This window comes from Eisenbergiella massiliensis (assembly GCF_003435485.1).
Window position 1 is genome coordinate 279,882 of sequence record NZ_QVLV01000005.1, and the last position, 24,155, is coordinate 304,036.

At 48.8% G+C, this 24,155-nt stretch carries 22 protein-coding genes and 1 other RNA gene; 7 read left to right on the plus strand and 16 right to left on the minus strand.

Features of this window, described 5'->3' with window-relative positions; all coding sequences use genetic code 11:
* Window positions 1-3 precede the first annotated feature (3 nt).
* Window positions 4-720 carry a LytR/AlgR family response regulator transcription factor gene (locus DXC51_RS09860; protein ID WP_117544438.1) on the minus strand — a complete coding sequence of 239 codons (717 nt, stop codon included), beginning with the start codon at window positions 718-720 and terminating at the stop codon, window positions 4-6.
* A 273-nt stretch (window positions 721-993) separates the two neighbouring features.
* Entirely contained in the window at window positions 994-1,530 is a 537-nt protein-coding gene (locus tag DXC51_RS09865) for a hypothetical protein (protein ID WP_117544410.1), read from the minus strand.
* Window positions 1,531-2,315: 785 nt separating this feature from the next.
* Between DXC51_RS09865 and DXC51_RS09870 the strand changes: the two genes are divergently transcribed.
* Window positions 2,316-4,694, plus strand: coding sequence for an endonuclease MutS2 (locus DXC51_RS09870; RefSeq protein WP_117544411.1), 2,379 nt, complete (start codon window positions 2,316-2,318; stop codon window positions 4,692-4,694).
* An 85-nt stretch (window positions 4,695-4,779) separates the two neighbouring features.
* Window positions 4,780-5,478, plus strand: a complete 699-nt coding sequence (locus tag DXC51_RS09875; protein ID WP_021636563.1) for a response regulator — start codon at window positions 4,780-4,782, stop codon at window positions 5,476-5,478.
* An 83-nt stretch (window positions 5,479-5,561) separates the two neighbouring features.
* Here the strand turns inward: DXC51_RS09875 and DXC51_RS09880 are convergent, their stop codons facing one another.
* Together DXC51_RS09880 and DXC51_RS09885 are read right to left on the minus strand one after the other, a co-directional pair.
* Entirely contained in the window at window positions 5,562-6,983 is a 1,422-nt protein-coding gene (locus tag DXC51_RS09880; RefSeq protein WP_117544412.1) for a sulfatase family protein, read from the minus strand.
* 23 nt (window positions 6,984-7,006) lie between these two features.
* Window positions 7,007-8,125 carry an alkaline phosphatase family protein gene (locus tag DXC51_RS09885; protein WP_117544413.1) on the minus strand — a complete coding sequence of 373 codons (1,119 nt, stop codon included), beginning with the start codon at window positions 8,123-8,125 and terminating at the stop codon, window positions 7,007-7,009.
* Between the two features lie 221 nt (window positions 8,126-8,346).
* Here DXC51_RS09885 and DXC51_RS09890 point away from each other — a divergent pair, with 221 nt between their 5' ends.
* Window positions 8,347-9,768, plus strand: coding sequence for a sensor histidine kinase (locus tag DXC51_RS09890; protein ID WP_021636566.1), 1,422 nt, complete (start codon window positions 8,347-8,349; stop codon window positions 9,766-9,768).
* 81 nt (window positions 9,769-9,849) lie between these two features.
* Here the strand turns inward: DXC51_RS09890 and DXC51_RS09895 are convergent, their stop codons facing one another.
* Entirely contained in the window at window positions 9,850-10,344 is a 495-nt protein-coding gene (locus tag DXC51_RS09895) for an AAA family ATPase (RefSeq protein WP_117544414.1), read from the minus strand.
* Between the two features lie 264 nt (window positions 10,345-10,608).
* Between DXC51_RS09895 and DXC51_RS09900 the strand changes: the two genes are divergently transcribed.
* From DXC51_RS09900 to DXC51_RS09915, 4 genes are all read left to right on the plus strand, one after another.
* Window positions 10,609-10,989, plus strand: coding sequence for a GntR family transcriptional regulator (locus DXC51_RS09900; protein WP_117544415.1), 381 nt, complete (start codon window positions 10,609-10,611; stop codon window positions 10,987-10,989).
* Window positions 10,990-11,115: 126 nt separating this feature from the next.
* Window positions 11,116-11,979: an ABC transporter ATP-binding protein gene (locus tag DXC51_RS09905; RefSeq protein WP_117544416.1), complete on the plus strand. Its 864-nt coding sequence runs from the start codon at window positions 11,116-11,118 to the stop codon at window positions 11,977-11,979.
* Entirely contained in the window at window positions 11,976-12,626 is a 651-nt protein-coding gene (locus DXC51_RS09910) for an ABC-2 transporter permease (protein ID WP_117544417.1), read from the plus strand. The genes DXC51_RS09905 and DXC51_RS09910 overlap by 4 nt, the downstream gene beginning before the upstream one ends.
* A 43-nt stretch (window positions 12,627-12,669) precedes the next feature.
* Window positions 12,670-13,350, plus strand: coding sequence for an HAD family hydrolase (locus tag DXC51_RS09915; RefSeq protein WP_181970074.1), 681 nt, complete (start codon window positions 12,670-12,672; stop codon window positions 13,348-13,350).
* 113 nt (window positions 13,351-13,463) lie between these two features.
* Here DXC51_RS09915 and DXC51_RS09920 read toward each other — a convergent pair whose 3' ends face one another.
* From DXC51_RS09920 to DXC51_RS09970, 11 genes are all read right to left on the minus strand, one after another.
* Complete coding sequence (locus DXC51_RS09920; RefSeq protein WP_117544419.1) at window positions 13,464-14,771, minus strand: MFS transporter; 1,308 nt, start codon at window positions 14,769-14,771, stop codon at window positions 13,464-13,466.
* Window positions 14,772-14,931: 160 nt separating this feature from the next.
* Complete coding sequence (locus DXC51_RS09925; protein WP_181970075.1) at window positions 14,932-16,509, minus strand: IS1096 element passenger TnpR family protein; 1,578 nt, start codon at window positions 16,507-16,509, stop codon at window positions 14,932-14,934.
* A gap of 216 nt (window positions 16,510-16,725) precedes the next feature.
* Window positions 16,726-17,649 carry a radical SAM protein gene (locus tag DXC51_RS09930; protein ID WP_243003172.1) on the minus strand — a complete coding sequence of 308 codons (924 nt, stop codon included), beginning with the start codon at window positions 17,647-17,649 and terminating at the stop codon, window positions 16,726-16,728.
* Window positions 17,650-17,744: 95 nt separating this feature from the next.
* Window positions 17,745-18,911, minus strand: a complete 1,167-nt coding sequence (locus DXC51_RS09935) for a glycoside hydrolase family 18 protein (protein ID WP_117544421.1) — start codon at window positions 18,909-18,911, stop codon at window positions 17,745-17,747.
* Between the two features lie 199 nt (window positions 18,912-19,110).
* Window positions 19,111-19,626, minus strand: a complete 516-nt coding sequence (locus tag DXC51_RS09940) for a DUF6886 family protein (protein WP_102287039.1) — start codon at window positions 19,624-19,626, stop codon at window positions 19,111-19,113.
* A 36-nt stretch (window positions 19,627-19,662) separates the two neighbouring features.
* Window positions 19,663-20,190 carry a GNAT family N-acetyltransferase gene (locus DXC51_RS09945; RefSeq protein WP_117544422.1) on the minus strand — a complete coding sequence of 176 codons (528 nt, stop codon included), beginning with the start codon at window positions 20,188-20,190 and terminating at the stop codon, window positions 19,663-19,665.
* A 148-nt stretch (window positions 20,191-20,338) separates the two neighbouring features.
* Window positions 20,339-20,600: signal recognition particle sRNA large type (ffs, locus tag DXC51_RS09950), an RNA gene on the minus strand.
* Between the two features lie 32 nt (window positions 20,601-20,632).
* Window positions 20,633-20,923, minus strand: coding sequence for a GNAT family N-acetyltransferase (locus tag DXC51_RS09955; RefSeq protein WP_243003173.1), 291 nt, complete (start codon window positions 20,921-20,923; stop codon window positions 20,633-20,635).
* A gap of 27 nt (window positions 20,924-20,950) precedes the next feature.
* The gene (locus tag DXC51_RS09960; protein WP_021636580.1) at window positions 20,951-21,715 is read right to left on the minus strand and encodes a class I SAM-dependent methyltransferase; all 765 of its coding nucleotides are present in this window, start codon (window positions 21,713-21,715) and stop codon (window positions 20,951-20,953) included.
* Window positions 21,716-21,755: 40 nt separating this feature from the next.
* On the minus strand, window positions 21,756-22,550 hold the full coding sequence (locus DXC51_RS09965; RefSeq protein WP_117544424.1) for a polysaccharide deacetylase family protein: 795 nt from the start codon (window positions 22,548-22,550) through the stop codon (window positions 21,756-21,758).
* Window positions 22,551-22,618: 68 nt separating this feature from the next.
* Window positions 22,619-24,133 carry a glycoside hydrolase family 28 protein gene (locus tag DXC51_RS09970; RefSeq protein ID WP_117544425.1) on the minus strand — a complete coding sequence of 505 codons (1,515 nt, stop codon included), beginning with the start codon at window positions 24,131-24,133 and terminating at the stop codon, window positions 22,619-22,621.
* Window positions 24,134-24,155 lie beyond the last annotated feature (22 nt).

The following is a 24,155-nucleotide window of genomic DNA, read 5'->3' on the forward strand; positions in this document are numbered from 1 at the left end:
CCCTTATATCCTGTCCTTCCAAAAATGAAGAAGCATCCTCTTCACCGTTTTCAAATAGGTTCTCCCCACAGGCAGCACATCACCGTTTCTCATGGTAAGATCCCGATCCGCCAGCCTGAGGATATGTTCTATATTAACAACAAATCCCCTTTCAATAAACATAAAGTTTTCCGAATCCAGTTCCTCACAAACTACCCGAAGCGGTTTTCTCACATGCACCTGCCTGTCCTGCAGTACGAGGACGGCATACTTTTTTTCTCTGTACAGATAGATAATCTCATCATACTCCACACGTTCGAATCTGGAGGGCGTCTCTATCAGATAGGCTTTCTTTTTCTTCTTTTTATATTCATCCAGGAAACGCTGCAGAGCAGGCCTGATTTTTTCCCCGGCCAGGCTCTTTGGCAGGTAGGCAAACGCCTTTACCTCATAGCCCTCCATTACCAGCTCCGTATGGGAAGTCAGAAAAATAAGGCAGGCCTCCGGGGAATGCTCCCGTATTTTCTCCGCCAGTTCAAAGCCGTTCATTCCCGGCATTTCCACATCCAGAAAATAAACGTCCGAATCCCTTCCCTCTTTTAAATCATATATTACCATTTCCGGGCTGCTGTAAAGCCGCAGCTCATGCATTCTGTTATTTGCATGGAAAAACTCTCTCACATATCTGCTGCATATAATATGAAAATTAGTATCATCATCAACCAGGGCTATCCTTATCAAATTCCCATCCCCCTCTTTTGCGGCCTGTATCTGCGCCGTACCGCTCCTTTTCACAGCTGTCCGGCGCTTTCGCGATTATAGTTTTCTACATTTTATCAGTAAAATGCATCATATTTGTTACATCTGACCCTAAAATGCAGCTTTTTGGTCGCAAAAAGCAGAAAAAGACAACAGTTCAGGACCGTCTGCACTGTTGCGGAAAAAGGCTGCCGTCTTAACAAATTTTTATTTGTTAAGCGGCAGCCTTTATCACTGGCATATGGAAATTAATTATCAGGAATTTTCCTTTGTTCCCTCCGTGAAGATTTTATAATGCATTGTACCGGCAGGCGCTCCATCAAAATAGATGTATAAATACCCGTCCGCCCCTTTTCTTGAAGTATCAAAGGTAATCTGATAATCTGCCTCAGCAGATTCGTCAGCACTAGCCGAAATATCCAGAATCTGTGCCCATGAATCCGCCTGAGAATTTACGCTGCGCAATGTGGAACACACTGTTGCAATCTTCTGATGATTCTGATCATATATGCTATGAATAAATGTCCTTGACGTTTCCTGTCCCGGTATTGCCGGTTCGTTTACAAACGCCTGCGAATAGCAGGTTTCTGCTTCAAATACTGTGCCCGCCGGCCTTCCGTCAACAGCAGCTGTCCTTGTTTCAAAAATGAGTCCCGATTCCTCATTCACAAGAATATCTACATACCCAAAGTTCGGAGTCGGCGTTGTTTTTGCCGCGGATACAGGGACAGACATTGCTGTCCCCAATAACAATACAGTGAATACGGATAATATTATCTTTTTTATTCTCATTAGTTTCTCCATCATAATAAAAAATAACTTCATAAAAACTGCGGCACCTGTTGTTCATTAATTTTTTCAATCCATAGTTTTTATAGAAATTTCTTTATACACCTGTAAACTGGTATTGAAATTAACGCTATTGGCAGACACCAGACTAATCCATGATAATATGCGATTGAGGAATTAGCTTTTAATAAAAGTATTATTATTATTTCTAAAGTGGCTGCTGATAGGTAAATACTATTAGATATTTTTATATCATCCATTATGTCCCCCTATATTTTCATGCTTTTATATCATTATAAAAGATAAATATTATTATTGTTACATTTACCCTAAAAAGACCAATTTTGTCCTCCAATTAGCTTTCTTAATAGAAAACGCACCATTCCTTTTGATAAACCCAAGGATATATTTTTGTTAACAACATCCGAAACCCTCCTCCGTTTTACATTCCCATTAGCTCGGACCACTTTCATGCACAGTTTCCCAGCCCCCTCACAGTTACTTATTTCTGCATTTTCACACTAAAATACATTCCTTTCGCCATATCTGAATCTAAAATGCAGTTTCACGGTTAATAAAGACAATTCTTTTTCCTTCATTCTGCACTTTTCCGCTATTGGATCTCTCCCCCCGCCATGCTATAATGTCGGTAACCCGTTAAATGCCGCAGACAGCAGGGCTGCGCCATACCGGTTCCCACAAGGCACCAATGTCAATGCATACCTACTATCGGCAGCGATGACCCGCCGCTGCCCTCTTTCATGAAAAAGGAGTAATATTACCAGAAAATGAACGCAAAAGTATTAAAAACGCTTGAATATAACAAAATTATCGCCCGCCTCACCGAGCATGCGACCTCTGACCCGGGACGCAAGCTTTGCCGCGAGCTGACACCTATGACGGAGCTGGACGACATCCGTGCCGCCCAGAGGGAAACAGGAGACGCCCTCACCCGTCTTTTCAAAAAAGGCAGCATCTCCTTCGGCAACAACCGGGAGCTGGGCATGAGCCTGAAATCCCTGGAAATCGGAGCTACGCTTTCCGCGCCGGAGCTTCTGCGAATCGCAGGGCTTCTGGAGAATGCAGGACGGGTTAAGGCCTACGGACGGCAGGAAAGGGAGGACATGGAGGAGGATTCCCTTACCCCTCTTTTTCAGGGGATTGAGCCGCTGACCCCCGTTTCCAACGAAATCTACCGCTGCATCCTTTCCGAAGAGGAAATCAGCGACGACGCCAGCCCCGGCCTGAAGCATGTGCGCCGCAGCATGGCGGTTACCACGGACCGCATCCATTCCCAGCTGTCCGGCATGGTAAACGGCTCCCTGCATTCCTACCTGCAGGATGCCCTGATTACTTCCAGAAATGGACGCTACTGTATCCCGGTCAAGGCCGAATACCGGAGCCAGGTGCCGGGCATGATCCACGATCAGTCCTCCACCGGAAGCACGCTTTTCATTGAGCCTGCCGCGGTGGTTAATCTGAACAACCAGATGCGCGAGCTGGAAATCAAAGAACAGGAAGAAATAGAAAAGGTTCTGGCCGCTCTCAGCGCCCAGGTTGCCGACCACGCAGAGGATATTGCGGAAAACCAGAAAATCCTTACGCGCCTGGACTTTGTTTTTGCCAAGGCATCCCTTGCCTTGGAGCAGAACGCCACGGAGCCTGTATTTAACAACGAACACATTATTAATATCAGGGGGGCGAGACATCCCCTCCTGGATAAGAAAACCACGGTGCCCATCGACATCCGCCTGGGAAGGGATTATGACCTGCTCATCATCACCGGCCCCAATACCGGCGGTAAGACGGTATCCCTGAAAACAACGGGGCTTTTCTGCCTGATGGGGCAGGCCGGCCTTCATATTCCCGCCCTGGACCGTTCGGAGCTTTCCATTTTCCATGAGGTCTATGCGGACATCGGGGATGAGCAGAGCATTGAGCAGAGCCTGAGTACCTTCTCCTCTCATATGACCTCCATCGTCTCCATCCTGAAAAATGCAGACGCCGATTCCCTCTGTCTTTTTGATGAGCTGGGCGCCGGCACTGACCCCACCGAGGGAGCGGCGCTGGCTATCGCCATCCTGAATTACCTGCACGACAGGGGTATCCGCACCATGGCCACCACACACTACAGCGAGCTGAAGGTCTATGCCCTTTCCACCTCCTTTGTGGAAAACGCCTGCTGCGAGTTCGACGTGGAATCCCTGCGTCCCACCTACCGGCTGCTCATCGGCATACCCGGCAAGAGCAACGCCTTTGCCATCTCTTCCAGGCTGGGGCTTTCCGACGAAATTATCGATGCCGCGCGCACACAGATCAGCGCGGAGGATAAAAGCTTTGAAGATTTGCTTACCGATTTGGAGCAAAGCCGTGTTACAATAGAGAAGGAACAGCAGGAAATCGCCGCTTACAAGAGGGAAGTAGAAACGCTGAAGAAGCAGCTGGAAGCCAAACAGGAAAAAATCGACCAGGCTAAGGAACGGATTTTACGCGAAGCCAACGAACAGGCCCGCGAAATCCTCCAGGATGCCAAAAATACAGCGGACGAAACCATCCGCGCCTTCCAGAAAGCCGGTCCCGGCGCTTCCATGAAGGATCTGGAAAAAGCAAGGGAAAAGCTGCGCGGGAAAATCTCCGACAAAAATGAAAAGCTGGCCGTTAAAAACGATCAGCCCGCAACAGCCGGCCTGAAGCCCTCCCAGCTTAAGCTGGGTGAAACCGTGCGCATCGTATCCATGGGACTGAAGGGAACCGTGAGCACGCTTCCCGACAATAAAGGCAACCTGTTCGTACAGTGCGGCATTATCCGTACCCAGACAAATATACGCGATCTGGTCCTTGTCCAGGAAAAGGATGCCGCGACCACAGCCAAAGGCGCGCGTACCGGCTCCGGCAAAATCCGCATGTCCAAATCCCTCTCTGTTTCCGCGGAGATTAACCTTCTGGGCAAAACAGTGGACGAAGCCATGTCCGTTCTCGACAAATATCTGGATGACGCCTATCTGGCCCACCTGCCCAGTGTGCGTATCGTACACGGCAAGGGGACGGGCGCGTTAAGAAGCGCAGTACAGAACCACCTGCGCAGGGTGAAATATGTGAAATCCTACCGCCTGGGTGAATACGGCGAAGGAGACGCAGGTGTCACCATAGTAGAATTTAAATCCTGAGCCTGCTTTCATAAGGATTCTGGCGACCGGGCCGCCGGAGCCTGTGAAAGCATGCCCACTTGTCACAGCAAAGGAGACTAACCACATGGTAAATAAACAGAAAATTCTGATTGTGGACGACGACAACAATATTGCGGAGCTGATCTCTTTGTACCTCACTAAGGAATGCTTTGAAACCATGATTGTGGGGGATGGGGAATCCGCCCTTTCCGCAGTGGACAGCTTTACCCCCAACCTGATCCTGCTGGATCTGATGCTCCCCGGCATCGACGGCTATCAGGTATGCCGCGAGGTACGGAGCAAATCCAATATTCCCATCATCATGCTTTCCGCCAAGGGTGAGATTTTTGACAAGGTGCTTGGGCTGGAGCTGGGCGCCGACGATTACATGGAAAAGCCCTTCGACTCCAAGGAGCTGGTGGCCCGCGTCAAAGCCGTGCTGCGCCGTTATAAGGCGGCTCCCGCAGCTGCGGAGCCCACAGGCATCAAGTGTGTGGAATACCCGGATCTCACCATCAACCAGACCAACTATTCCGTCATCTACATGGGAAAATCCGTGGAAATGCCGCCCAAGGAGCTGGAGCTTCTTTATTTCCTCGCTTCCTCTCCCAATCATGTTTTTACCAGGGAACAGCTTCTGGATCAGATCTGGGGCTATGAATATATCGGTGATACCCGTACCGTGGATGTACATATCAAGCGTCTGAGAGAAAAAATCAAAGACCATGAGTCCTGGAGAATCGCTACGATTTGGGGGATTGGATATAAATTTGAGGTAAGATAACAAAAACCGGCGGAGACTGATATGGCTCTTGTCAAGCAGACAAGTACCATATCAGCCTCCGCCATTTTTTTTACCGCTGTTTTTTATGGCAGTACATGGGGCATAAAATGGCTTATCATACGTTCCATCAGCCGCGCCTTATCCCCGTCAAGCTCCGGATTGTCCATCTGATTCTCAAACTCCTCCGGATCACTGCGCAGATCCAGGAACTCCCGGTGATTATGTCCGTCTTTTTGCACATGGACATATTTGCAGCTGCCATCGGTTACTGCGCAGAAGCCCTCGGATTCGCTGAAGGTATACGCCGGATATTCCGTTCTCTCCTGCAGCGCCCGGCCGTCACACACAACAGGCTGCGCGCCCCCGGCCGCCAGGCACGTAGGGAGGATATCCGTCAGATTGACCATCCCCCTGCAGACAGCAGGCTCACTCTGTCCCGGGAAACGCACCAGCAGTGGGATCCGCCATACATCATCATACGCACAATCATGTTTCCCCCAGACACCATGGTTTCCCAGCATTTCTCCATGATCGGCGGTAAAAATCACAAGCGCATTTTCGCCATAACGTTTTTTCACTGCCTCCAATATCTTTCCCACCTCATCATCAATCAGCGCGATATTGGCATAATAGCTGATCTGCAGCCGTTTCCAGTAATCCTCTGTATAATTCCGGCAGGCGTGTCCCGGCGCAGTGCCGCACCCGTCGATATGCCCGCCGCCGAAGTAGCTGTCATGATGGATTCTTGCGGCATCCTCCAGTTCCCCCTCCCTGCGGCGGCAGGAAGGAAGCCCGTCCTGATTGACCCTCCCGTAATACTCCTGCGGCGCATCAAACGGATAATGCGGCCCGCTGAAGGATATCCAGGTAAATTGCGGTTTTTCCCCGGAAGAAACCGCTTCTATAAAATGCGCCCCATGATCGCCCACCCAGGCGTCCGGATGCCACTGAACCGGTCCCGGAAAAGGAAATACCTTGCCCAGACTGTCATTCCATGTACAGTCACGGTACTCCTTCAGATACCCGGCCCGATCCAGTTCCTTGCTGTAATCATCATAATACCAGACCGATACCTGTTTATCGTCCTGCAGCTCCAGATGATCAATGCCAAGCGACATATAATATTCCTTAAAATCATCATAAGGCAGCGTACGGTCCGGTTTCGTCTCATCATAGGGAACCGGTGCAAAATGGCATTTTCCTATCATCGAGGTGGCATACCCTGCCTTCCCCAACTCCGTAAAAATATTCGGCAGGTTCTGATTCAGCGGACACCTGCGGAAATTACTGTAGGCCCCGCTGTTATGCGGATACAGCCCTGTCAGCATGGAACAGCGCGCAGGCAGACACAAAGGGCTCACCGTATAGCAGTTTTCATACTTTGTCCCCTGATGCATCAGACTGTCTATGTTCGGTGTATCCACCGCAGTCCCCCCATAGCAGCTTAACGTATCCAGGCGCATTTCATCACAGGTAATAAAAATAATTGCAGGTTTTTCAGACATACTTCTACTCTCCTTATCCCCAATTAAGAGAAGCTACATTTCTCAATGATAATCAACGGAATTTCCATCTCCTCATCTGTCATTCCGGCATGCACGCCGATTAAAATATCAGCCTCTTCCTTTGTACAGCAAATGGTTAAGTCACTTACTGCAATCGCAAGGTAATCCCCTAACATGTCCCTAAAAGAAGGATGCTCTGTATCTGGTCCGAACAATTGCCTTTGAATTACTTCTTCCTTTGACATCAATAAAAATTTCTCCCCAAACTCTTTTTGAAACTCACTGAGAAATTGTTCTTTTTTCTCCGGTTTGATAAAGAGATTCAAGGCTCTCGGTTCAATCGATGGCAACCTGACAAGGCATTCCTGAATCTTTGGGTAAGCTCCGATTGCAACACATTTCGAATCCATATGTCCATGATCCGCAGTAATTATAAACAGTGTTTTATCAAGCCCGCTGCACATTTTTTCTACCCTGGACTCAATATCTTGAAGGAGTTGCTTTGATTCTTCGCTATAGCATCCCTTTCTATGCATCGTAGTATCCGGCTCACTCCAATAACTATAGATAAATTTTTTGCCGGGCTGACTGCACAAATCAGCAATGCGGTTGGTGATATCTTCAAATGTCCGCGGATAAGGAGCAAGAAAAGGGAGAACGTAATACGCTGTTTCTTTTCCGCATATCCGATTGATTTTTTGAACAATGTCTTCATATCCGCAATATCTGAATGCAACATTATAATCAGCCGCAGACAGACCTGTTTCCATCTCCTTGTTCAAAAAAACAGTTACATTCTTGTTTATCTGCGGGAAATAACAATCCCAGCCAAGCCAGCCGTGTTCACATGGATTCATTCCACTAAGCATAGAAGTCGTTGCCGCCACTGTCGTCGGCGGAAATGTAGAACTATATACCGCTTCCAAATGACTTTGAAAGAAACCTTCCTTATCCAGATTCCCGTCAATTATACATTTTCCCATGCCATCTAATAAAAGGACAACGACATTATCATATTCTTTTTTCAGATAAGAATCTAACAGGCTGCTTGTTTTTCGTCCTTCCTCATATCCAAAATATTTCAGTATAGAATTTGGGATGTTTGTAATGCAATTATTGTAATCCGGAAATTTGACTTTCATTTTTTCCCTCCCCCAATTTAGATGTTGATTTGTATACCTATATTATAGAATAGAATACTTTTTAATACCACAAATTCAGGGCAAATCCGCAAATCCCGCAAAGGGGATTACAAGGCAGGGCAAATATGGTAAGATAGTATAAGGTTTGGTAATTGCGAGGCTGCTGAATAATTACCAGGTCTGTATAATAGAAATGACATTATGAAAACTGAGGTGGACCAATGAGAAAGACCCTCTATTTAAAATTCCTGCTGGCATATCTGATTTTCGGCTTCTTCGGCTTCATCGTCGTCGCCTCCTTCGGATCCAGCATGACCCTGGAGCATATGAAAAGAGAAAAAGCGGATACGCTGTATAAGGAAGCAACACTCATTGCCAACACCTACGCATCGGATCTGTACAATAATGAAGCATCCCTGGAAACGGTAAAAACACAGCTGGATTCCCTTTCCGTCTACCTGGATTCCACCATATGGATTATCAATCCCTCCGGCCGTATGATTATGGACACCGCCACTCCGGTGGATTTGGATCACCCACGCATCATCGAGGGCTTCAACGCTACGGAAACCGCCGGCTCCTACTATACCATCGGAACCTTTTATGACAGCTTCGAAGGGGAAATGCTGAGCGTTTATGCGCCCATCACCTCCAATTTCAAGGTCCGGGGCTATGTGGTCATCCATACCGCCATGGCGTCGCTGCGTTCCACCAGTGAAAGCCTGCTCAGTATTTCCTATATTATCCTGGTCATCCTGTTCCTGCTGTCCCTGATCATTCTTATCTTTTTTACGGAAATGGTTTACCTGCCGCTGCGCAAAATTACGGAGGCGACAGAACAGTATGCCGCAGGCAACCTGCACTATGAATTCCAGGTGGACAGTGAAGACGAAATCGGCTATCTGGCGGCCTCCCTTTCCTACATGGCCAGTGAAATCGCCCGCGGAGAGGACAACCAGAAAAAATTCATCGCCAATGTTTCCCACGACTTCCGCTCCCCCCTGACCTCAATCAAGGGTTATCTGGAAGCCATGCTGGACGGGACCATCCCGCCTGAGCTTCATGAAAAATACCTGAACATCGTGCTAAACGAAACCGAACGGCTCACCAAGCTCACCAACAGCCTGCTCACCCTGAACAACCTGAACACCAAGGGCATGGTTCTGGAAAAATCGGATTTTGATGTTAACTCCATCATCCGCAATACAGCGGCTTCCTTTGAGGGCACCTGCCAGCAGAAGCATATCGCCATTGAGCTTGTCCTTACCGGCGAACAGCTTCCTGTACACGCGGATATGGGTAAAATACAGCAGGTACTCTACAACCTGATGGACAATGCCATCAAATTTTCCCATTCCGATTCCGTTATCAAGATTGAAACCACAGAAAAAAGGAACAAGGTATTCGTCTCCGTAAAGGACAGCGGCATCGGCATTCCCAAGGACAGCCTGAAGCTGATCTGGGATCGTTTCTATAAAACGGATCTTTCCCGGGGCAAGGATAAGAAGGGCACCGGCCTTGGACTTTCAATCACAAGGGAAATTATCCAGGCGCATAATGAAAATATCAATGTTATCAGTACCGAGGGAGTGGGAACGGAATTTATTTTCAGCCTGCCGCTTTCGGAGGAAGATGATGATTAAAAACGGCATGGCGCAGGCTGCTGCATTTATATTGTCATGTCGGGAAAATGTTATCGTTGTAGTTTGCAGCCCGTAATCTGCTTATTTTATATAGTCATTCACTTCTCTTCTGCTGTGTAAAATTATGGTCTTATCCGGATATTTCCCTAACTTTTCATATATCCGGGGAAGATTTTTATCCTGGAATTTATCTGTCCACTTCAGCAGGGCCACGAGCGAAGAAAGTGTTTCTTTCTTCGCCCGCTCCATTCCAAGTTTTCTCTTAACAAAACGGCGGATTATACGAAAACGGTAAACTCTTTTCGGAATATCTAAAAGAATAATTACATCCGCATCACGGAAGCTGCCATCAAGCCAGTCATAAAACACGCCTTCTATAATCCAATTATTTTTCCGGAGGATATCGTCCAGCAATTGATTCCTCTTTTCATCAGGCATTTTTACCCCATACCTATCGGATGAATTGTCCCAGAATATATCATCCAAATCAAAGTGCGGGATATTATATTTTTCAGATAACCTTTTTGCCAGATATGATTTTCCTGTTCCGCTGCATCCAATAATGTGTATTTTCACTTCTTTTCCCCTTAGCCATGATTTTACTAAATATAACAGTTTCGTCCCGTCTGAATTGTTACTATTATATCATTATTTGTAATTGTTCTGTACCCTCACAGCAACCATTATTTTTCTGTCTGCACTATGGAACCCTGTTTTCCCGTTTATATTGCGATACTGTTTTTCTTCTTATATTGTAAAAACCCTATTGACATCCCGCATATAGTGTTTTATAGTGTACTTGTACGATAAGTACACTATAAAACACTCCGGAGGGGTTTTGTGGAAATAATAATCAGTAATAACTCCAGCAAGCCCATATATGAACAGATTACCACACAGATAAAGGCAATGATTATCACCGGCCAGCTGCAGGCAGGGGAGCCGATCCCTTCCATGCGGGCGCTGGCAAAATCGCTGCATATCAGTGTTATCACTGTTCAGAAGGCTTATGAGGATCTGCAGAGAGACGGATTTATCGAAACAACTGTCGGACGCGGCAGCTTCGTATCCGCTGCAAACAGGGATTTGTTCCAGGAGGAACAGCAGCGCAAAATAGAAGAACACCTGCAGGAGGCCGTTGAAATGGCACGCGGCTGCGGAATTTCCCCGGATAAGCTGACAGAGCTGATCACTCTGTTCTATGAGGACACAGAAAACTGACTTTGTTTTAAGGAGACAGAAAGCGGACACCGGCCTTCCCTCTGCGGCAGCATGCCGTCTGGGACGGGCAGGCAAAGTCTCTTCCTGATTATATTTGCGTCTTAAAGTACGCGGACGGGAGTTTATATGGAACCTGCATTACAAATCAATGGCCTGACAAAAGAATATCCCGGCTTTAAGCTGGATCATGTATCCTTCACACTGCCCTGCGGAACCATCATGGGACTGATCGGGGAGAACGGCGCGGGCAAAAGCACCACCATCAATGCCGTGCTCGACCTGATCCGGAAGGATGACGGAAATATTTTATTCTGGGGCAAAGAGCTTTCTCACAATCCCAGGCAGCTGAAGGAAGATATCGGCGTTGTGTTTGACGGCATTAACTTTTATGAAACCCTCACCCCCGTCAAGGTGGGCAAGATCTCTGCTGCCGCTTACCGCCAGTGGGACCCGGCTGCCTATAAGGGCTTTCTGGACCAGTTCCAACTGCCTGCAGACAAGGAAATCAAAACCTTTTCCAAGGGCATGAAAATGAAGCTTTCCATTGCAGCCGCCCTTTCCCACCATCCGAAGCTGCTTATCCTGGACGAAGCCACCAGCGGACTGGATCCGGTAATGCGCGACGATATCCTGGATGTTTTCCTGGATTTTATCCAGGATGAGACACATTCCATCCTGATGTCCTCCCACATCACAACGGATCTGGAAAAGGTTGCCGACTACATCACCTTTATCCACCAGGGAAAAATCGTTTTCAGCAAGCCCAAGGACGAGCTGATCTACAACTACGGCATTCTCCGCTGCGGCACGGAGGATTTTCACAGGCTGGATCCCGCTGACATCCTGGCCTGGCGTAAAAACGACTACCAGTGGGACGTACTCGTGGAAGACAAGAATAAGGCAATGTCCCGCTACCGGAGCATCGTAATTGACAATCCTTCCATTGATGACATTCTTCTGCTTTATGTAAAGGGGGAACAGGTGAAATGAAAAGTATGATATTAAAGGATATCTATAATATTACCCACAATATGCGCTCGCTTGGGCTGCTCCTGGTGATGTTCGTTTTTATTATGCTCCCCCAGGGCGGAGCGCCCGGCTATATCACTACTTCCTGTGTGCTTTGCAGCATGATGGTCATTACCACCTTCTCCTTTGATAACATGTCAAAATGGGAAAAATACGCGCTTGTCATGCCTGTTACAAAACAGGATCTGGTTGCCGCCAAGTTTATTGTCCTCCTTATTTTCACCGCCTTCGGCGCAGTATCCGGCCTGGTTCTGGGAATTATCGGCGGGCTTATCCTCGGCAGCTTCCACCCGGCAGATCCTACGGAATGGCTCACCACTGCTGCCGTGGCCGGCGCAGGCATATGCGCGGGAATTTTTTTCGGAAGCATCGTCATTCCCCTGCTTTTCAGGTTCGGCGCGGAAAAGGCCCGAATCCTTTCTATAGTGGCTTTTCTGATTCCCGTTGTCCTTGGCCTGCTTGTATTTAAGCTGCTTTCCATGGGCGGCGTGGTAATTACGGACAAATTGGCATTTACAGGCCTGTGTATTGCGCCTTTCCTTGTGGTTATCTGGACATTTTTGATGTTTTGGATCAGCTGCAAGGTGTTTGTGAAACAGGAAATATAGCTAAAGTACATCCAAAGCCTGATACAAGATGAGAGGTATCTCCATGAAAAAAGCCTTATTCTGGGATTTTGACGGCACTCTGATTCATCCCAACGAATCATTTTTAGACGCCATGCATACCGCGCTATCAAAACACAACTTTATGGTTTCCCCGGATGAGATCAGAGCCTTCCTGCGGACGGCATGCTCCTGGTATACACCCGAAGCTGCATATACTGATAAAACCGGAGAACAGTGGTGGACTGCCCTTTATGACAGGTTTTCCTTATTTTATAAAAAATTGGGCGTACCCCAAGCCAAAGAAATGATTATAAATAATCATTTCAGACAGCAAATACTGGACAGCGGAAACTATACCCTTTACGATGACGCTGTCCCTGTATTAAAGCTGTGCATTGATATGGGCTATAAAAATTATATTTTGTCTAATAATTATCCCGAACTTTCTTCTGTAGCAAAGGAACTGGGATTATCCACGTATATTTCAGGCTATTTTGTATCGTCCCTCATCGGTTATGAAAAGCCCCGGATTGAACTTTTCCGGCATGCTCTGCATGTCGCGGGTTCTCCTGATTACAGCTGTATGATTGGAGATAATCCAGTCGCTGATATCCAGGGCGGAAAGGCCGCCGGCATGAATACCATCCTTGTACACCAAAATGGTGATGGTTCAGCCGGATGCCAGTGCCATACGTTGTCCGAAATTCCTTCCCTGCTTTTATAACCCCGACACAAAAACCACATCCATAAAAACGCATTGATTGAATATCCCTTTTTATACAAAAAAGCAGGGAAGAAAACAGATACTGTTTTCCCCCTGCATCTTATAAAGTGCTGTCACTCCAGCCCTTCCTCCAGCTTCCGTATTTCCCTGTTGCAATACCAGTAAAGGCTTGACGTTGCTCCAAGCACGCCGGTGCACAGGAACATCAGCGCCATTCCGCTTCCGCTCCCTGTCCCAACCAGCCTGCCAAGCAGCTGTGCCGCAGCCGATCCCCTCTGCATGAACGGTTCAAATACATAGTCGGCCAGCCAGCCTCCCAGCAGAAGGCCCGCCGGGATGCTGCAATACTGCAGCGCATTTCTTGCTGCAAAAATTCTTCCCTGTATCTCCCGGGGAACCCGGTGATACAGAATAATACGCTGTCCCGCGGCTACAAGGGGAATAGGAACGCTTGCCGCAAGCCCTGCCAGGCACCAGCTCCAGGCACCCCTGCCCATGCCGATCCCCAAATCCCCGAACAGGAAGGAAAAAGCGGCGGACAGATAGATCATCCTCACCGGTTTTCCCTTTATCTTCCCGGTGGCAACCAAAAGGCCGCCCGCGATCCCTCCCATGCCCATCACACTGCTCACCAGCCCCATAATCTGCTCATTTCCCCCGCTCCTTGCAAGAAGCATGGGCGACAGAATATTTTCATAGGTCAGCCGGGAAAAGAAATTAATCAACGCCATGCTGAAAATCATAAATCCCAGGCCCTTTTCCTTTTTCAGGAAACCAATCCCTTCCTTCAGGCCGGCAAAGGGCTTCTCTTTCTTCTTTTCCCTGCTGCACTCCTCCGGAATCCGGACGAAAAAGAGCAGGACACAGAACGCAAAAACAAAAGAGCCAAGATCCGCGAGAATTACGCCCTCCAACCCCCAGAAGGCGCTGACGGAAGCCGCCAGCACCGGTGTCACCACCGTCAGCAGGTTGGAAGAAAAGGAATCCATACCGCTTGCCCTCGCATACAGCTCCTTGGGCACCAGCATCCCGACTGCCACTGACTGCGCCGGAAACTGAAACGCATTCATAAAGCCTGTTACCGCATTCACCACGTAAATATAACGGATATCCAGCCTGCCGTTAATCAGCAGCATCCAGACAAAAACAGTGCACACAGCAGCGGCGGAATCCGCCGCCAGCATAACCGTCTTTTTCCGGTGCCGGTCAATAAATGAACCTGCAAAAAGACTGACAAGAATGTAAGGCACATAAGAACAAAAGGTCATCAGGGATACCGCCATCGCGGAATCCGTCTGTTTGTAAGCCCAGATTATCAGGGCAAAACCCGTCATGGCGCTTCCCAGCTGGGAAACGGACTGGCTGAGCCAGAATATAATATAGTACGTAAATCCCGATTTATTATTTGTGAGCTGTTTCATTGGTTTTTCTCCTTATAGTTTTTTTCTTCCTATAAGTACAAAATCCAATGAGGGCGGAATTACCTTTTTACTCTCATCCTCTGTACAAGCTCCGCCCGTTCATTGAACCTTGTACAGAGAAAAACATCCATGATTATTTCCTCATGCCGAGTCATGCTCTCTATTCCTCCATCATTTTTCCATATTCCTTCATAGAGTAACCCTTCAGAACCGCCGACGGGCATTCCTCCAACACCGCTTCCACCATTTCCCTGAATCTGTGTGTCATCCGGATATCATTATCCCTGAGCATATCTCCGCACTCAGCGATAAAATTCTCAATATCAACGCCCAGCATACCTTCATGCAAAAGCTCGGATACCAGGAACATACATTCCTCTTCTTCCACTTCTTTTACATCCAGAAGATAGTCCATCAACTCCTTCATAGATGGAATCAAGGATATAATTCCTCCCTGTTCAAGCGCCTTCCTCTCCTGCGTGGTGAACTCCCTGTAATCCTTAATTTCATCGAATTCCGCTCTCTGCGACAGCACCCATTCGGCGTCCTCTTCCTCCAGGATGGAGACATAAATAATTTCATCTCCCTCCATCTTCAGCACAGTGATGTTGTCCCAACAAGCATTTGGCACCAAAACTTTGTCATAGAACTCTTCCATCTCCATGCTGCAGCCGGTATAGGAATTGAGCAGCGGCAGAAGCTTCTCCGCTTCCATCACCCCATACATATTCAGGAACCTTTTCATGTTGGACTCCAGCTTTACAATCACTTCGATCTGCTGCCTTCTATTCTTTTGCGAACAAATTTCCGCACATTTTCCGGCTTCCGGCGTCAGCCTGATAACTCCCTCATCAAAATCCTCCAAATCCGCAAGCCCGCAGGCAAAATAAACATCCAGTTCCCCCAGCATACCCAGGCAGTCTGCCAACGTAACCTTCTTTCCCTCCGTAAGCCGGACCAGAAATTCCATGCTTTCTCCGGTAAGCAGCCCGAGTAACGGCTCCATATCCTTATTCAGCTCCTCTGCCAGGGCCGCAGCATAAACAGGGACCTTGCGTTTTCCCTTGGGGACCGGGGGCAGCGCTATCCCCATCCTGCCCATCAGAGCCTCCAGCTCCTCCTTGCTCTTCTGCTTCAGCAGCTTTTCCATGGTTTTGTTCGTGGGCAGCACTTCCACCGGAGACATGATATCCAGATCGTCTTCCTCGTCCCAGTCCTCTCCAAGGAAAAAATCCCGCAGGATATTATCCTCAAAGGGCGCATCTTCCGCCTCCTCCGCAAAATCCTCCGTAGCGTCTTCCCAGTCATCCTCTTCATCCCAGCCGTCTTCCTCTTCATAAGCAGGGTACTGTTCCAGTATGCCTTTTCCTTCCAGCTGGCGCGTCCTCGCTTTTTTCTCCGTATCCTCCATCTTTACTAACGTCACATCAAACATCCAGTCATCGCCGAAATCATACAAATAAAGCCAGGTTTCCTTCAGCTTCCAGCCCAGCCCTGAAAGGGTTTCCTGATCCGCCCTCCTTCCTTCTTCATCATAGGGCGAATAGTAACCGTCTTTGTCATATGGCTTCCTGTTTCTGCTGAACATATACAGATGCTCTGCCGTAAAATCAAAGGCCCGGAGTATGGCGCTGTGCAGATCATCCAGCGTCTTGCCGCTGTCAATCTGAATCAGCCTGTATATATTGGAATCCTCCTGCGGTTTTACCTTAAATGTATAAGCTTTTGTTTCCCCCATAGACTTTTCCTCTCTGTGCATTTTTCAATTGTTACATACCTTCATCATAACCCACCCTGAGCCATGATACAATTCTTTTTTCCAGGCCGCCGGCACGTTTTCTCACGGTCTGCACAGAAAATGGACGGCCCTGTCTGAACTGTAACATGTAAGTTCCATGTTTTTGAGATTAAAACCGGCCATTCCCATCATTTAGAAAAAAGGCCTGTGACACGCTCACAGGCCTTCTCCATCAAACTCCGGTATAAAGCTTTCCTCCGCGGTTTCCCCTTCCTGGATAAAACCGTTTTCCACACCCAGCTCAAGGGCGAAGTCCACCACCCTGTCGTACTCCCTTCTGCTCACACGCCTGTTCAGCTCCGGGGACTCCAGAAATTCACCAATCGGGGTATACTGGTTCATAATGCTGATAAAAATGCGGTCCCCATAGGTCTGATACAGATACCGGATCACCTTTTTGGAATCCGCCGTACAGCCGGGCAGCACCAGATGCCGCACAATGACTCCCTTTTTCATCAGCCCCGTATTGCCGTCAAAAACCGGCTCTCCCACCTGCCTTACCATTTCCGCCACCGCCAGGGAGGCCGTTTCAAAATAATCAGGTGCGTGGGAATATCTCTGCGCCAGCGCAGGGGAAACATATTTCATGTCCGGCAGATAAATATCCACCAGGCCGTCCATCCTTTTCAGCGTATCCGCCTTCTCATAGCTTCCGGTATTGTAAACCACCGGGATGCGCAGCCCCGCCTCCTTTGCCCGTTCCAGCGCCAACGCAATCTGGGGGACGAAATGGGTGGGCGTCACCAGATTGATATTATTGGCTTTCTTCTCCTGCAGCTCCAGGAAAATGTCCGCAAGCCTTTCCACCGTAATTTCCCTGCCGGCCCTGCTCTCGGCAATATTCCTGTTCTGACAGAACACACACCGGAGCACACAGCCGCTGAAAAAAACAGTACCTGAACCGTTATCTCCTGAAATACACGGCTCCTCCCAAAAATGCAGCGCCGCCCTGGCGGCTTTTATTTCCGCGGTCTGCCCGCAATAGCCCGTTTTTCCGCCAAGCCTGTCGGCATGGCAGTTTCTTGGGCACAGCGTACAGTCCGACATGATTTTTATGTAATCCGCTTCCTCTTTTTTCATCGTCCGTTCCTTTCCTGCTGCTTCTTACTATACGTAATGGGACGATGTTTTGCAAGTGCTTTAACATAACATATACCGTTGTCAGTTCCTGATAATTATTTCCCGTTCACTCCTGCATAAACGCTCTCCAGCAGTTCCCCTCCCGTATCCTGCGACAGCTCCCAGATCCCGGCGCCTGCCAGTCCCAGATTCCGGGCCATCATGGCTTTAGCGCCTACAGACCGGGTATCCTCGTAGGAAAGGAAGGCTGCGTTTCCATATAAATATGGTACAAATGCTTCTTCATGATAGAAGGAGCGAAAACCGGGGCGGTTCAGGTAATTATTTTTTACCGCATCGTAGGTGACCGCACGGGCGGAAGAAAAGGCGCTGTACCTGCCGTTGTTATTTTCCGAAACACCCTCATAAAGATAGCCGTAAAAAGGGATTCCCAGAACCAGCTTGCCTGCTGGAATTCCTGCATTCAGGTACGCGGATATCCCCTCAAATACACTGTTTTTATACTGGGGGCTGTATTCTGACGGACTGTATAGGGGCGCGCCGAAATCCGACCGGCTGTCCCACGGCCCATGCATATCATAGGTCATAACAAAAATATGATCCACCAGCTCCGCTACCTTGCCCGCTTCAATTTTCTTCAGATAGTTGGGATTGGCCGCCCCGGCAATTGTCAGATAATATTGTTTGCCGTCAATCAGGCTCTGTTCATTCAGCTTCTGCCGGATTGTGGAAAGAAGCAGCGTAAAGTTCCCGGTATCTCCGGGGCTGGACAGATTCCCGGCCTTTCCGCCGGACACCGGATATTCCCAGTCCAGATCAACTCCGTCAAAACCGTGGGCCACAAGAAAGGCCCGGCAGCTTTCGGCGAAGCTGTTCCTGCTCTCCTCAGTGGCAGCAACAGCGCTGAAATAAACAGAATCATCCCAGCCCCCTACGGATATCAGGGTTTTCAGTCCGGGATTTGCCGCCTTTAAGCTGCGGAGCTGCTCAAAATTCTTAAGATCCCTTTGTGGATTGGCAAGGGCGATGCTGTTGGCAGCCGGATCAATTCCGGCAAATGCGTAATTCAGGTGGGTCAGCTTCTGTGCCGGAACGTGCAGCGGCGTATAGCCCTTAGCCGAAGCCCAGGAGGTATAATAGCCCACAACCGTCTTTTCCAGAGGTACACTCACCGGCGCAGCCTGCGCAGAAAGGCCCATAATTCCTGCAAACGCGGAAACAATCATAGATGTGATGAGAGAATATAAAATAATTTTTTTCAATGTACTATTCCTTTCTGTGCGTTTTATGTAATAAGACCTGCTCCGGGCAGTATCTTTTTTCCTAACAGTTCAGAAAGAGCTGAGCTGTTACCTTTTTTCATTATAAAGTAAACGCACGGAAAGGAACAATGCACAAAATATGGCAGATGTGGGCGCTTTTTAATAGCTTTCGTCAATTATGGGGGCTGTTTTCCTCCCGCTACGGCTGTGCATACCCCATTCTGCAGAGCGACCAGTTAAGGGTTGACGCCTTCACCTCCCCGGCGGCCTCCCACAACCGATCCGTAAATCTGACCTCAACACCCCGATCTATCAGCGCCTGAAGGGGATTTTTAATTTCATATTCTGCGACAGGTATCTGAACCGAACTGGAAACATAATACCCTGCAATATCATCCTGGAGCGTAAATTCACCCGGATTAAATTCATACAGATGCAGAACCGTATCCAGCATGGCAGGAAACCACCTGTGCTCCAGTATTACCACATGAGAAACCCCCGGGGATGAAAAAAATCTCTTCCTGTCCTCCTCCGTCGTATTCTCCCCTACATGATAGGTAACTCTCGGACAATCCCGGGGCGTCAGAAAGTTGGGCAGCCTTTTTTCATCAATCGCCCACACCAGCCCCACAGTCTGATCCAGATCCTTTCTTAAAGGTATCCGCGGTTCAAAAACCCTGATACCGCTCTCCTCACTTACATGAAACAGCCTCATATCCGCTCCTTTCTCCTGAAGGCAAAAGCACACAACCTAAAGTATCTTTTCAAACGCCTTATACCACTTTAATCCATAAATTTCCTCCAGTCCCAGATCAACCAGGCCTCTATAGCTGAAACCACATTTTTCATATAATCGGACCGCAGGCAGATTCTCTTCAAATGTATCTAAGCGGACTGCCCGCATCCCCTGGCTTCGGCCCAGTTCTTCCGCATATTCCAACAGAGCCTTTCCCACTCCGCATCCCATATAGGCAGGATGCACCGCCAGAATATGAATAATAATTACCGGAACATCAAAATCAATCTGCCATTCTACCGACCGATATGCCTCCCCCTGTTCATACAAAAATATAACTGTACCCGCAATTTTCTCCCCACACAAAGCAACGTACAGATTCCCGGCTCTCAGTCCTTCCTCCGCATGCTCACGCAAAGGATACACTTCCCTGCTCCAGCGGGGATAATTCACATGCTCCGCAAGATAATCGTTCAATTCTCCATACAGTCTTTCAACTTCATCCAAATCACCATCGTTTGCCTGCCTTACCTTAATTTCCATATCATCCCCTCTTTCCTTATTGCATTACACTCCCGACACTCAAGCCCCTTGTGCCAATTTTATCAAAAAAAGTGCCGGACCATCTCATTTCCACGAAATAATCCAACACCTTCCACTTTCAAAAATCATTCAGAATATAAATCAAAGACCGTGCGTCCTGCTTCGAACACAAACCCATATGCGTTACCTTTACAGTTAACTCCGCCAGGCACCCTCACGGCACACGGAAAATTCTGCTTAGTGCTGCTTTGTTCCCAACCTGACACGGTTCGCAGACATCCGTTGCGTAAGACCCAAACTTCAACGCCACTTATAAAGGGCAGCCACACAGGCACAAGCCCTCGGCCGGACATCACCCCTGCTATAGCGGATTTCAGGTACAGGAGACCGCTAATCCCCCGGCTGCACGGTTTAATTAGTATACTTTTTTTTTAACGCTTTGTCAATCCTTTGTGCTTTTTTCCAGCGTTTTTTCCAGCGGAATTCTCGTATAATATTCTTTTTCATCCGAATGATGGATGTATGCGCCGTTTTTTTCCTGCACACGCAAGGAGGCCGGATTGTCCTTGTGCAAGGACAGATAAAGCTCATCCTCTGCCACCAGATCCCGGGCTTTTTCGATTGTCAGCGCCAGGCCCTTTGTCGCATAGCCCCTGCCTCTGTATTTCTCCCGTATTCCGTAACCGATATGGCCGCCTCCGCTGCGCTGCGCATCATTCACATAATGCCGCACCCGGAACAGGCCTTCCTGTCCACTTTTTCAAGGCTTAACCGCCCTTGTCGCCATATACTGCGGCGCAAATTTCCTGATTTCCATCCCGTTCTCCCGATCTTTGTCCTCATACAGATCCGTAAGCCGGAAACCGGCCTTCAGCTGGCCGCCCAGCTGCTCCTCCATGCTGTGGCTGAACTGGATGCCTTCATAATTCTGCGCCATCCTCTCAAACCTCTCCCGTGGCATTTTCAGCGGATTAAAGGGCAGAGGATTCACAACAAGCAGCGGATTGTCATCCTCAAACAGGAAATTCAGTCCGTTGTCAAAGCCGGCCAGGAGAACACCGCCGCTTTTCAGCACCCGGAAGCATTCATTCCATACGTGATAAACATCCTCCACGTAGCAATTGGAAACGGGATGGAAAATAATATCAAAGCTCCCATCCTCAAAAGGAAGGCGCTGCGTCATATCCCCTTTGATAATGGAAATGGCATATCCTTCCCTGCGCGCCACCTTTCTTTCGGCCTCCAGCTGTCTGTCCGAATAATCCAGAATGGTGCATTCCGCCCCCAGCCTGGTAAATATGGGCATCTGCTGTCCGCCTCCGCTGGCAAGCCCCAGCAGCTTCTTTCCCTTAAGCTCACCAAACCACTCATGCGGCACCGTAATGCACGGAGTCAGATACACACCCCAGTTTTCTTCCGTAACCGCTTCAAATTCCTCATGGGTGACAGGCAGTGACCAGTCACAGCCATTCTCTGCCCAGACATCCCAGGTCCTGGAATTGATTTCCGTATACTTATCCCCCATGGCTTACTTATTTTCCCCCTTTATCCACAATATCCTGATGTTAAAATTCCAGCAGGGTGCCGCCCTGAATTTCTTTTTTCTCCCCATTCACTTCAATCCAGACGGATGCGGCGGAAGGATTGTACACCATATTCCCGGCAGCGCCAAACTGCAGCCGTCCCGCCGCCTCCATATAGTCCACAATTTCAATATTGGTGGCATACCAGATATCATCCCTGCCGCCGCAGTTCCTGCAGAACTCCTCCATCACATCCCAATTGCCGTAAATATTAAATTCATAGCTGTGTCCCCACACATACATCATATACAGATATTGGGTCTTATGTAAAGACACAAATTCCTTTCCCAGCTCCAACAGATTGTGGTTGTAATGGCAGGTAGCCTTCCATCGCAGAAAATCCTCCGGCATGGCAAAAGCTCCCGTTTCCTCCACCGTCCTGGAGTAGCGGATTCCCAGGGCTGGCAGGGTCTTCACGATCTCATCCGAAAAAGAACCGTTGGGATAAGAAAGCCCCCTCACCGGATATCCCACCGCGGCCTCCAGGCTTCTGCGATCCTCCAGAATCTGCTCAACCACCTGCTCCATGGGGCATCTGGCAATTGTCGGATGGGTGCAGGTATGGCAGGATACCTCATGCCCCCGGTACAGCTCCCGATATTCCGAAACGGGAACTCTTGTTTCTGCCGCAATCCCCGAATTTACATGAAAAGTCCCCCGGATGCCGTAGCGGTTAAACATATCCACCAGCTGTCTGTCCTCCACACGGCCGTCGTCAAAGCTCATGGTCAGTACCTTATGCTTTCCCTCCGGAAAACAGATATAAATATTCCTCATATTACTCCTCTCCGCGCATCAGAAGCACGCTTACAAATCCAGCTCTGCCGGTTTTCACTCCTTCCGGATCATTCCGGTTCCACACGGTGATACTCATAAGGCTCACCCTCCTGCGCTGTCACAGTCACATTTTTCATGCAAAGCCCTTTTATATTGGCGGCCTTCATCCCATATCGTCCTTTTGCTGTCACATTTTCCAGACAGATATTTTCCAGGGGCATCTCCAGCAGCCCGACCAGATAGACCGCATTTCCCGTTACTGTTTCCACGGAAATATTTTTAAAAAGGATGTTCCGGATCACGGAGGTTCCCTCGTCCACAGGCTCCGGATGTTCCGTATCAAAGGTATCATGACTGTAAAATTCATCCACATATATGGCTCCGCGGAACCATTTGCAGTCCTGATGCTCATGGCTTAAATTCTGATGCCGCAGGTTTTCATATACAATATTTTCCACCACGCTGCCTCTGCCCCGGGGCGTTTTAATGCTTCCGATACTGTAAACATCACTGAAAACACAATCCTGCACCAAACAGTCCCGGACGCCGCCCGACATTTCGCTTCCCATCGCCACGCCGAAGCCGCTGGTAAAGGTACAGTTCGTAACCCGGATATGCTCCGATGCGATTCCCACAAGCCTTCCTTCCTCGTTTCTGCCTGATTTGACCGCAATGCAGTCATCCTGGCTGCCGATGGTACAGCCGAACACATTTACATAGCTGCAGGAGTCCGGATCCAGGCCGTCGCCGTTTGCGATCCCCTCATACCGCCTGCCGTTTTCATCGAACTTGGTAAAAATACTCACGCCGTTAAGGCTTACATGGCTGCAGTAAATCAGGTGCACACACCAGGCGGGTGACTGTCTTACCGTAATTCCTTCCAGATACACGCCGTCAACATTCCGCAGGCAGACCGCACGCCCGGGCCTTCCCTTGCCTTCCGCCAGCTCCTGCCTGCGCAGTATGCTTCCGTTAGCATCCACACATCCTTTTCCCATAATCCGGATATTATGCAGCCTTCCGTTCTCTGTCTCCTTCGTATTGATCAGGCTGGCATAGCACATGGTTTCCAGCCCCTCAAACCGATATTTCTTAAGCGGAAAATCCTCCAGGCATCCGCTTCCCAGCAGGCGGCTTCCTTCCTCCAGAAAAAGCGTCATATCACTCTTTAAAAACAGCGCGCCCGTCACAAAGGTTCCCGCCGGAATCCGCACCGTTCCCCCGGCCGGACAGGCATCTATTGCTTTCTGGATAAAAGAAGTGTTTACGGTCCGGCCGTCTCCCACAGCTCCAAAGGATGTGATAGTGAGCTCCTCTCCCTTTTCCTGCAGGGTAATATGGAGCGTATCTTGGGCCAGCCTCCCGTTTTCATCCTCCGCCGATGCTTCTATCTCATAGCCTCTGCCGCTTTTAAGCCCCCGCAGTGTGAAGTCCGTATGCTCCGTCCTTCCAACCTCCGCACCATCCAGAAAAACCCGGTACTGCCGCACGCCTTTTACCTTGTTCCAGAGGACGGCCGCACTGTCCGCCGTCCGCGTCTCCTCCGGGCAAAACAGCTTTAACTGCTCATCTTCATATCTCATTCTGTCTTCTCCCTGATTTTTA

Excerpts from the sequence above, each read along its gene's own strand:
- DXC51_RS09940 (WP_102287039.1), bottom strand. The coding sequence starts at position 19,626 with ATGAGGCTGTTTCATGTAAGTGAGGAGAGCGGTATCAGGGTTTTTGAA.
- DXC51_RS09875 (WP_021636563.1), top strand. The coding sequence starts at position 4,780 with ATGGTAAATAAACAGAAAATTCTGATTGTGGACGACGACAACAATATT.
- DXC51_RS09890 (WP_021636566.1), top strand. The coding sequence starts at position 8,347 with ATGAGAAAGACCCTCTATTTAAAATTCCTGCTGGCATATCTGATTTTC.
- DXC51_RS09965 (WP_117544424.1), bottom strand. The coding sequence starts at position 22,550 with ATGAGGAATATTTATATCTGTTTTCCGGAGGGAAAGCATAAGGTACTG.
- DXC51_RS09930 (WP_243003172.1), bottom strand. The coding sequence starts at position 17,649 with ATGAAAAAAGAGGAAGCGGATTACATAAAAATCATGTCGGACTGTACG.
- DXC51_RS09865 (WP_117544410.1), bottom strand. The coding sequence starts at position 1,530 with ATGAGAATAAAAAAGATAATATTATCCGTATTCACTGTATTGTTATTG.
- DXC51_RS09960 (WP_021636580.1), bottom strand. The coding sequence starts at position 21,715 with ATGGGGGATAAGTATACGGAAATCAATTCCAGGACCTGGGATGTCTGG.
- DXC51_RS09945 (WP_117544422.1), bottom strand. The coding sequence starts at position 20,190 with ATGGAAATTAAGGTAAGGCAGGCAAACGATGGTGATTTGGATGAAGTT.
- DXC51_RS09910 (WP_117544417.1), top strand. The coding sequence starts at position 11,976 with ATGAAAAGTATGATATTAAAGGATATCTATAATATTACCCACAATATG.
- DXC51_RS09915 (WP_181970074.1), top strand. The coding sequence starts at position 12,670 with ATGAAAAAAGCCTTATTCTGGGATTTTGACGGCACTCTGATTCATCCC.
- DXC51_RS09970 (WP_117544425.1), bottom strand. The coding sequence starts at position 24,133 with ATGAGATATGAAGATGAGCAGTTAAAGCTGTTTTGCCCGGAGGAGACG.
- DXC51_RS09920 (WP_117544419.1), bottom strand. The coding sequence starts at position 14,771 with ATGAAACAGCTCACAAATAATAAATCGGGATTTACGTACTATATTATA.
- DXC51_RS09925 (WP_181970075.1), bottom strand. The coding sequence starts at position 16,509 with ATGGGGGAAACAAAAGCTTATACATTTAAGGTAAAACCGCAGGAGGAT.
- DXC51_RS09885 (WP_117544413.1), bottom strand. The coding sequence starts at position 8,125 with ATGAAAGTCAAATTTCCGGATTACAATAATTGCATTACAAACATCCCA.
- DXC51_RS09880 (WP_117544412.1), bottom strand. The coding sequence starts at position 6,983 with ATGTCTGAAAAACCTGCAATTATTTTTATTACCTGTGATGAAATGCGC.
- DXC51_RS09870 (WP_117544411.1), top strand. The coding sequence starts at position 2,316 with ATGAACGCAAAAGTATTAAAAACGCTTGAATATAACAAAATTATCGCC.
- DXC51_RS09905 (WP_117544416.1), top strand. The coding sequence starts at position 11,116 with ATGGAACCTGCATTACAAATCAATGGCCTGACAAAAGAATATCCCGGC.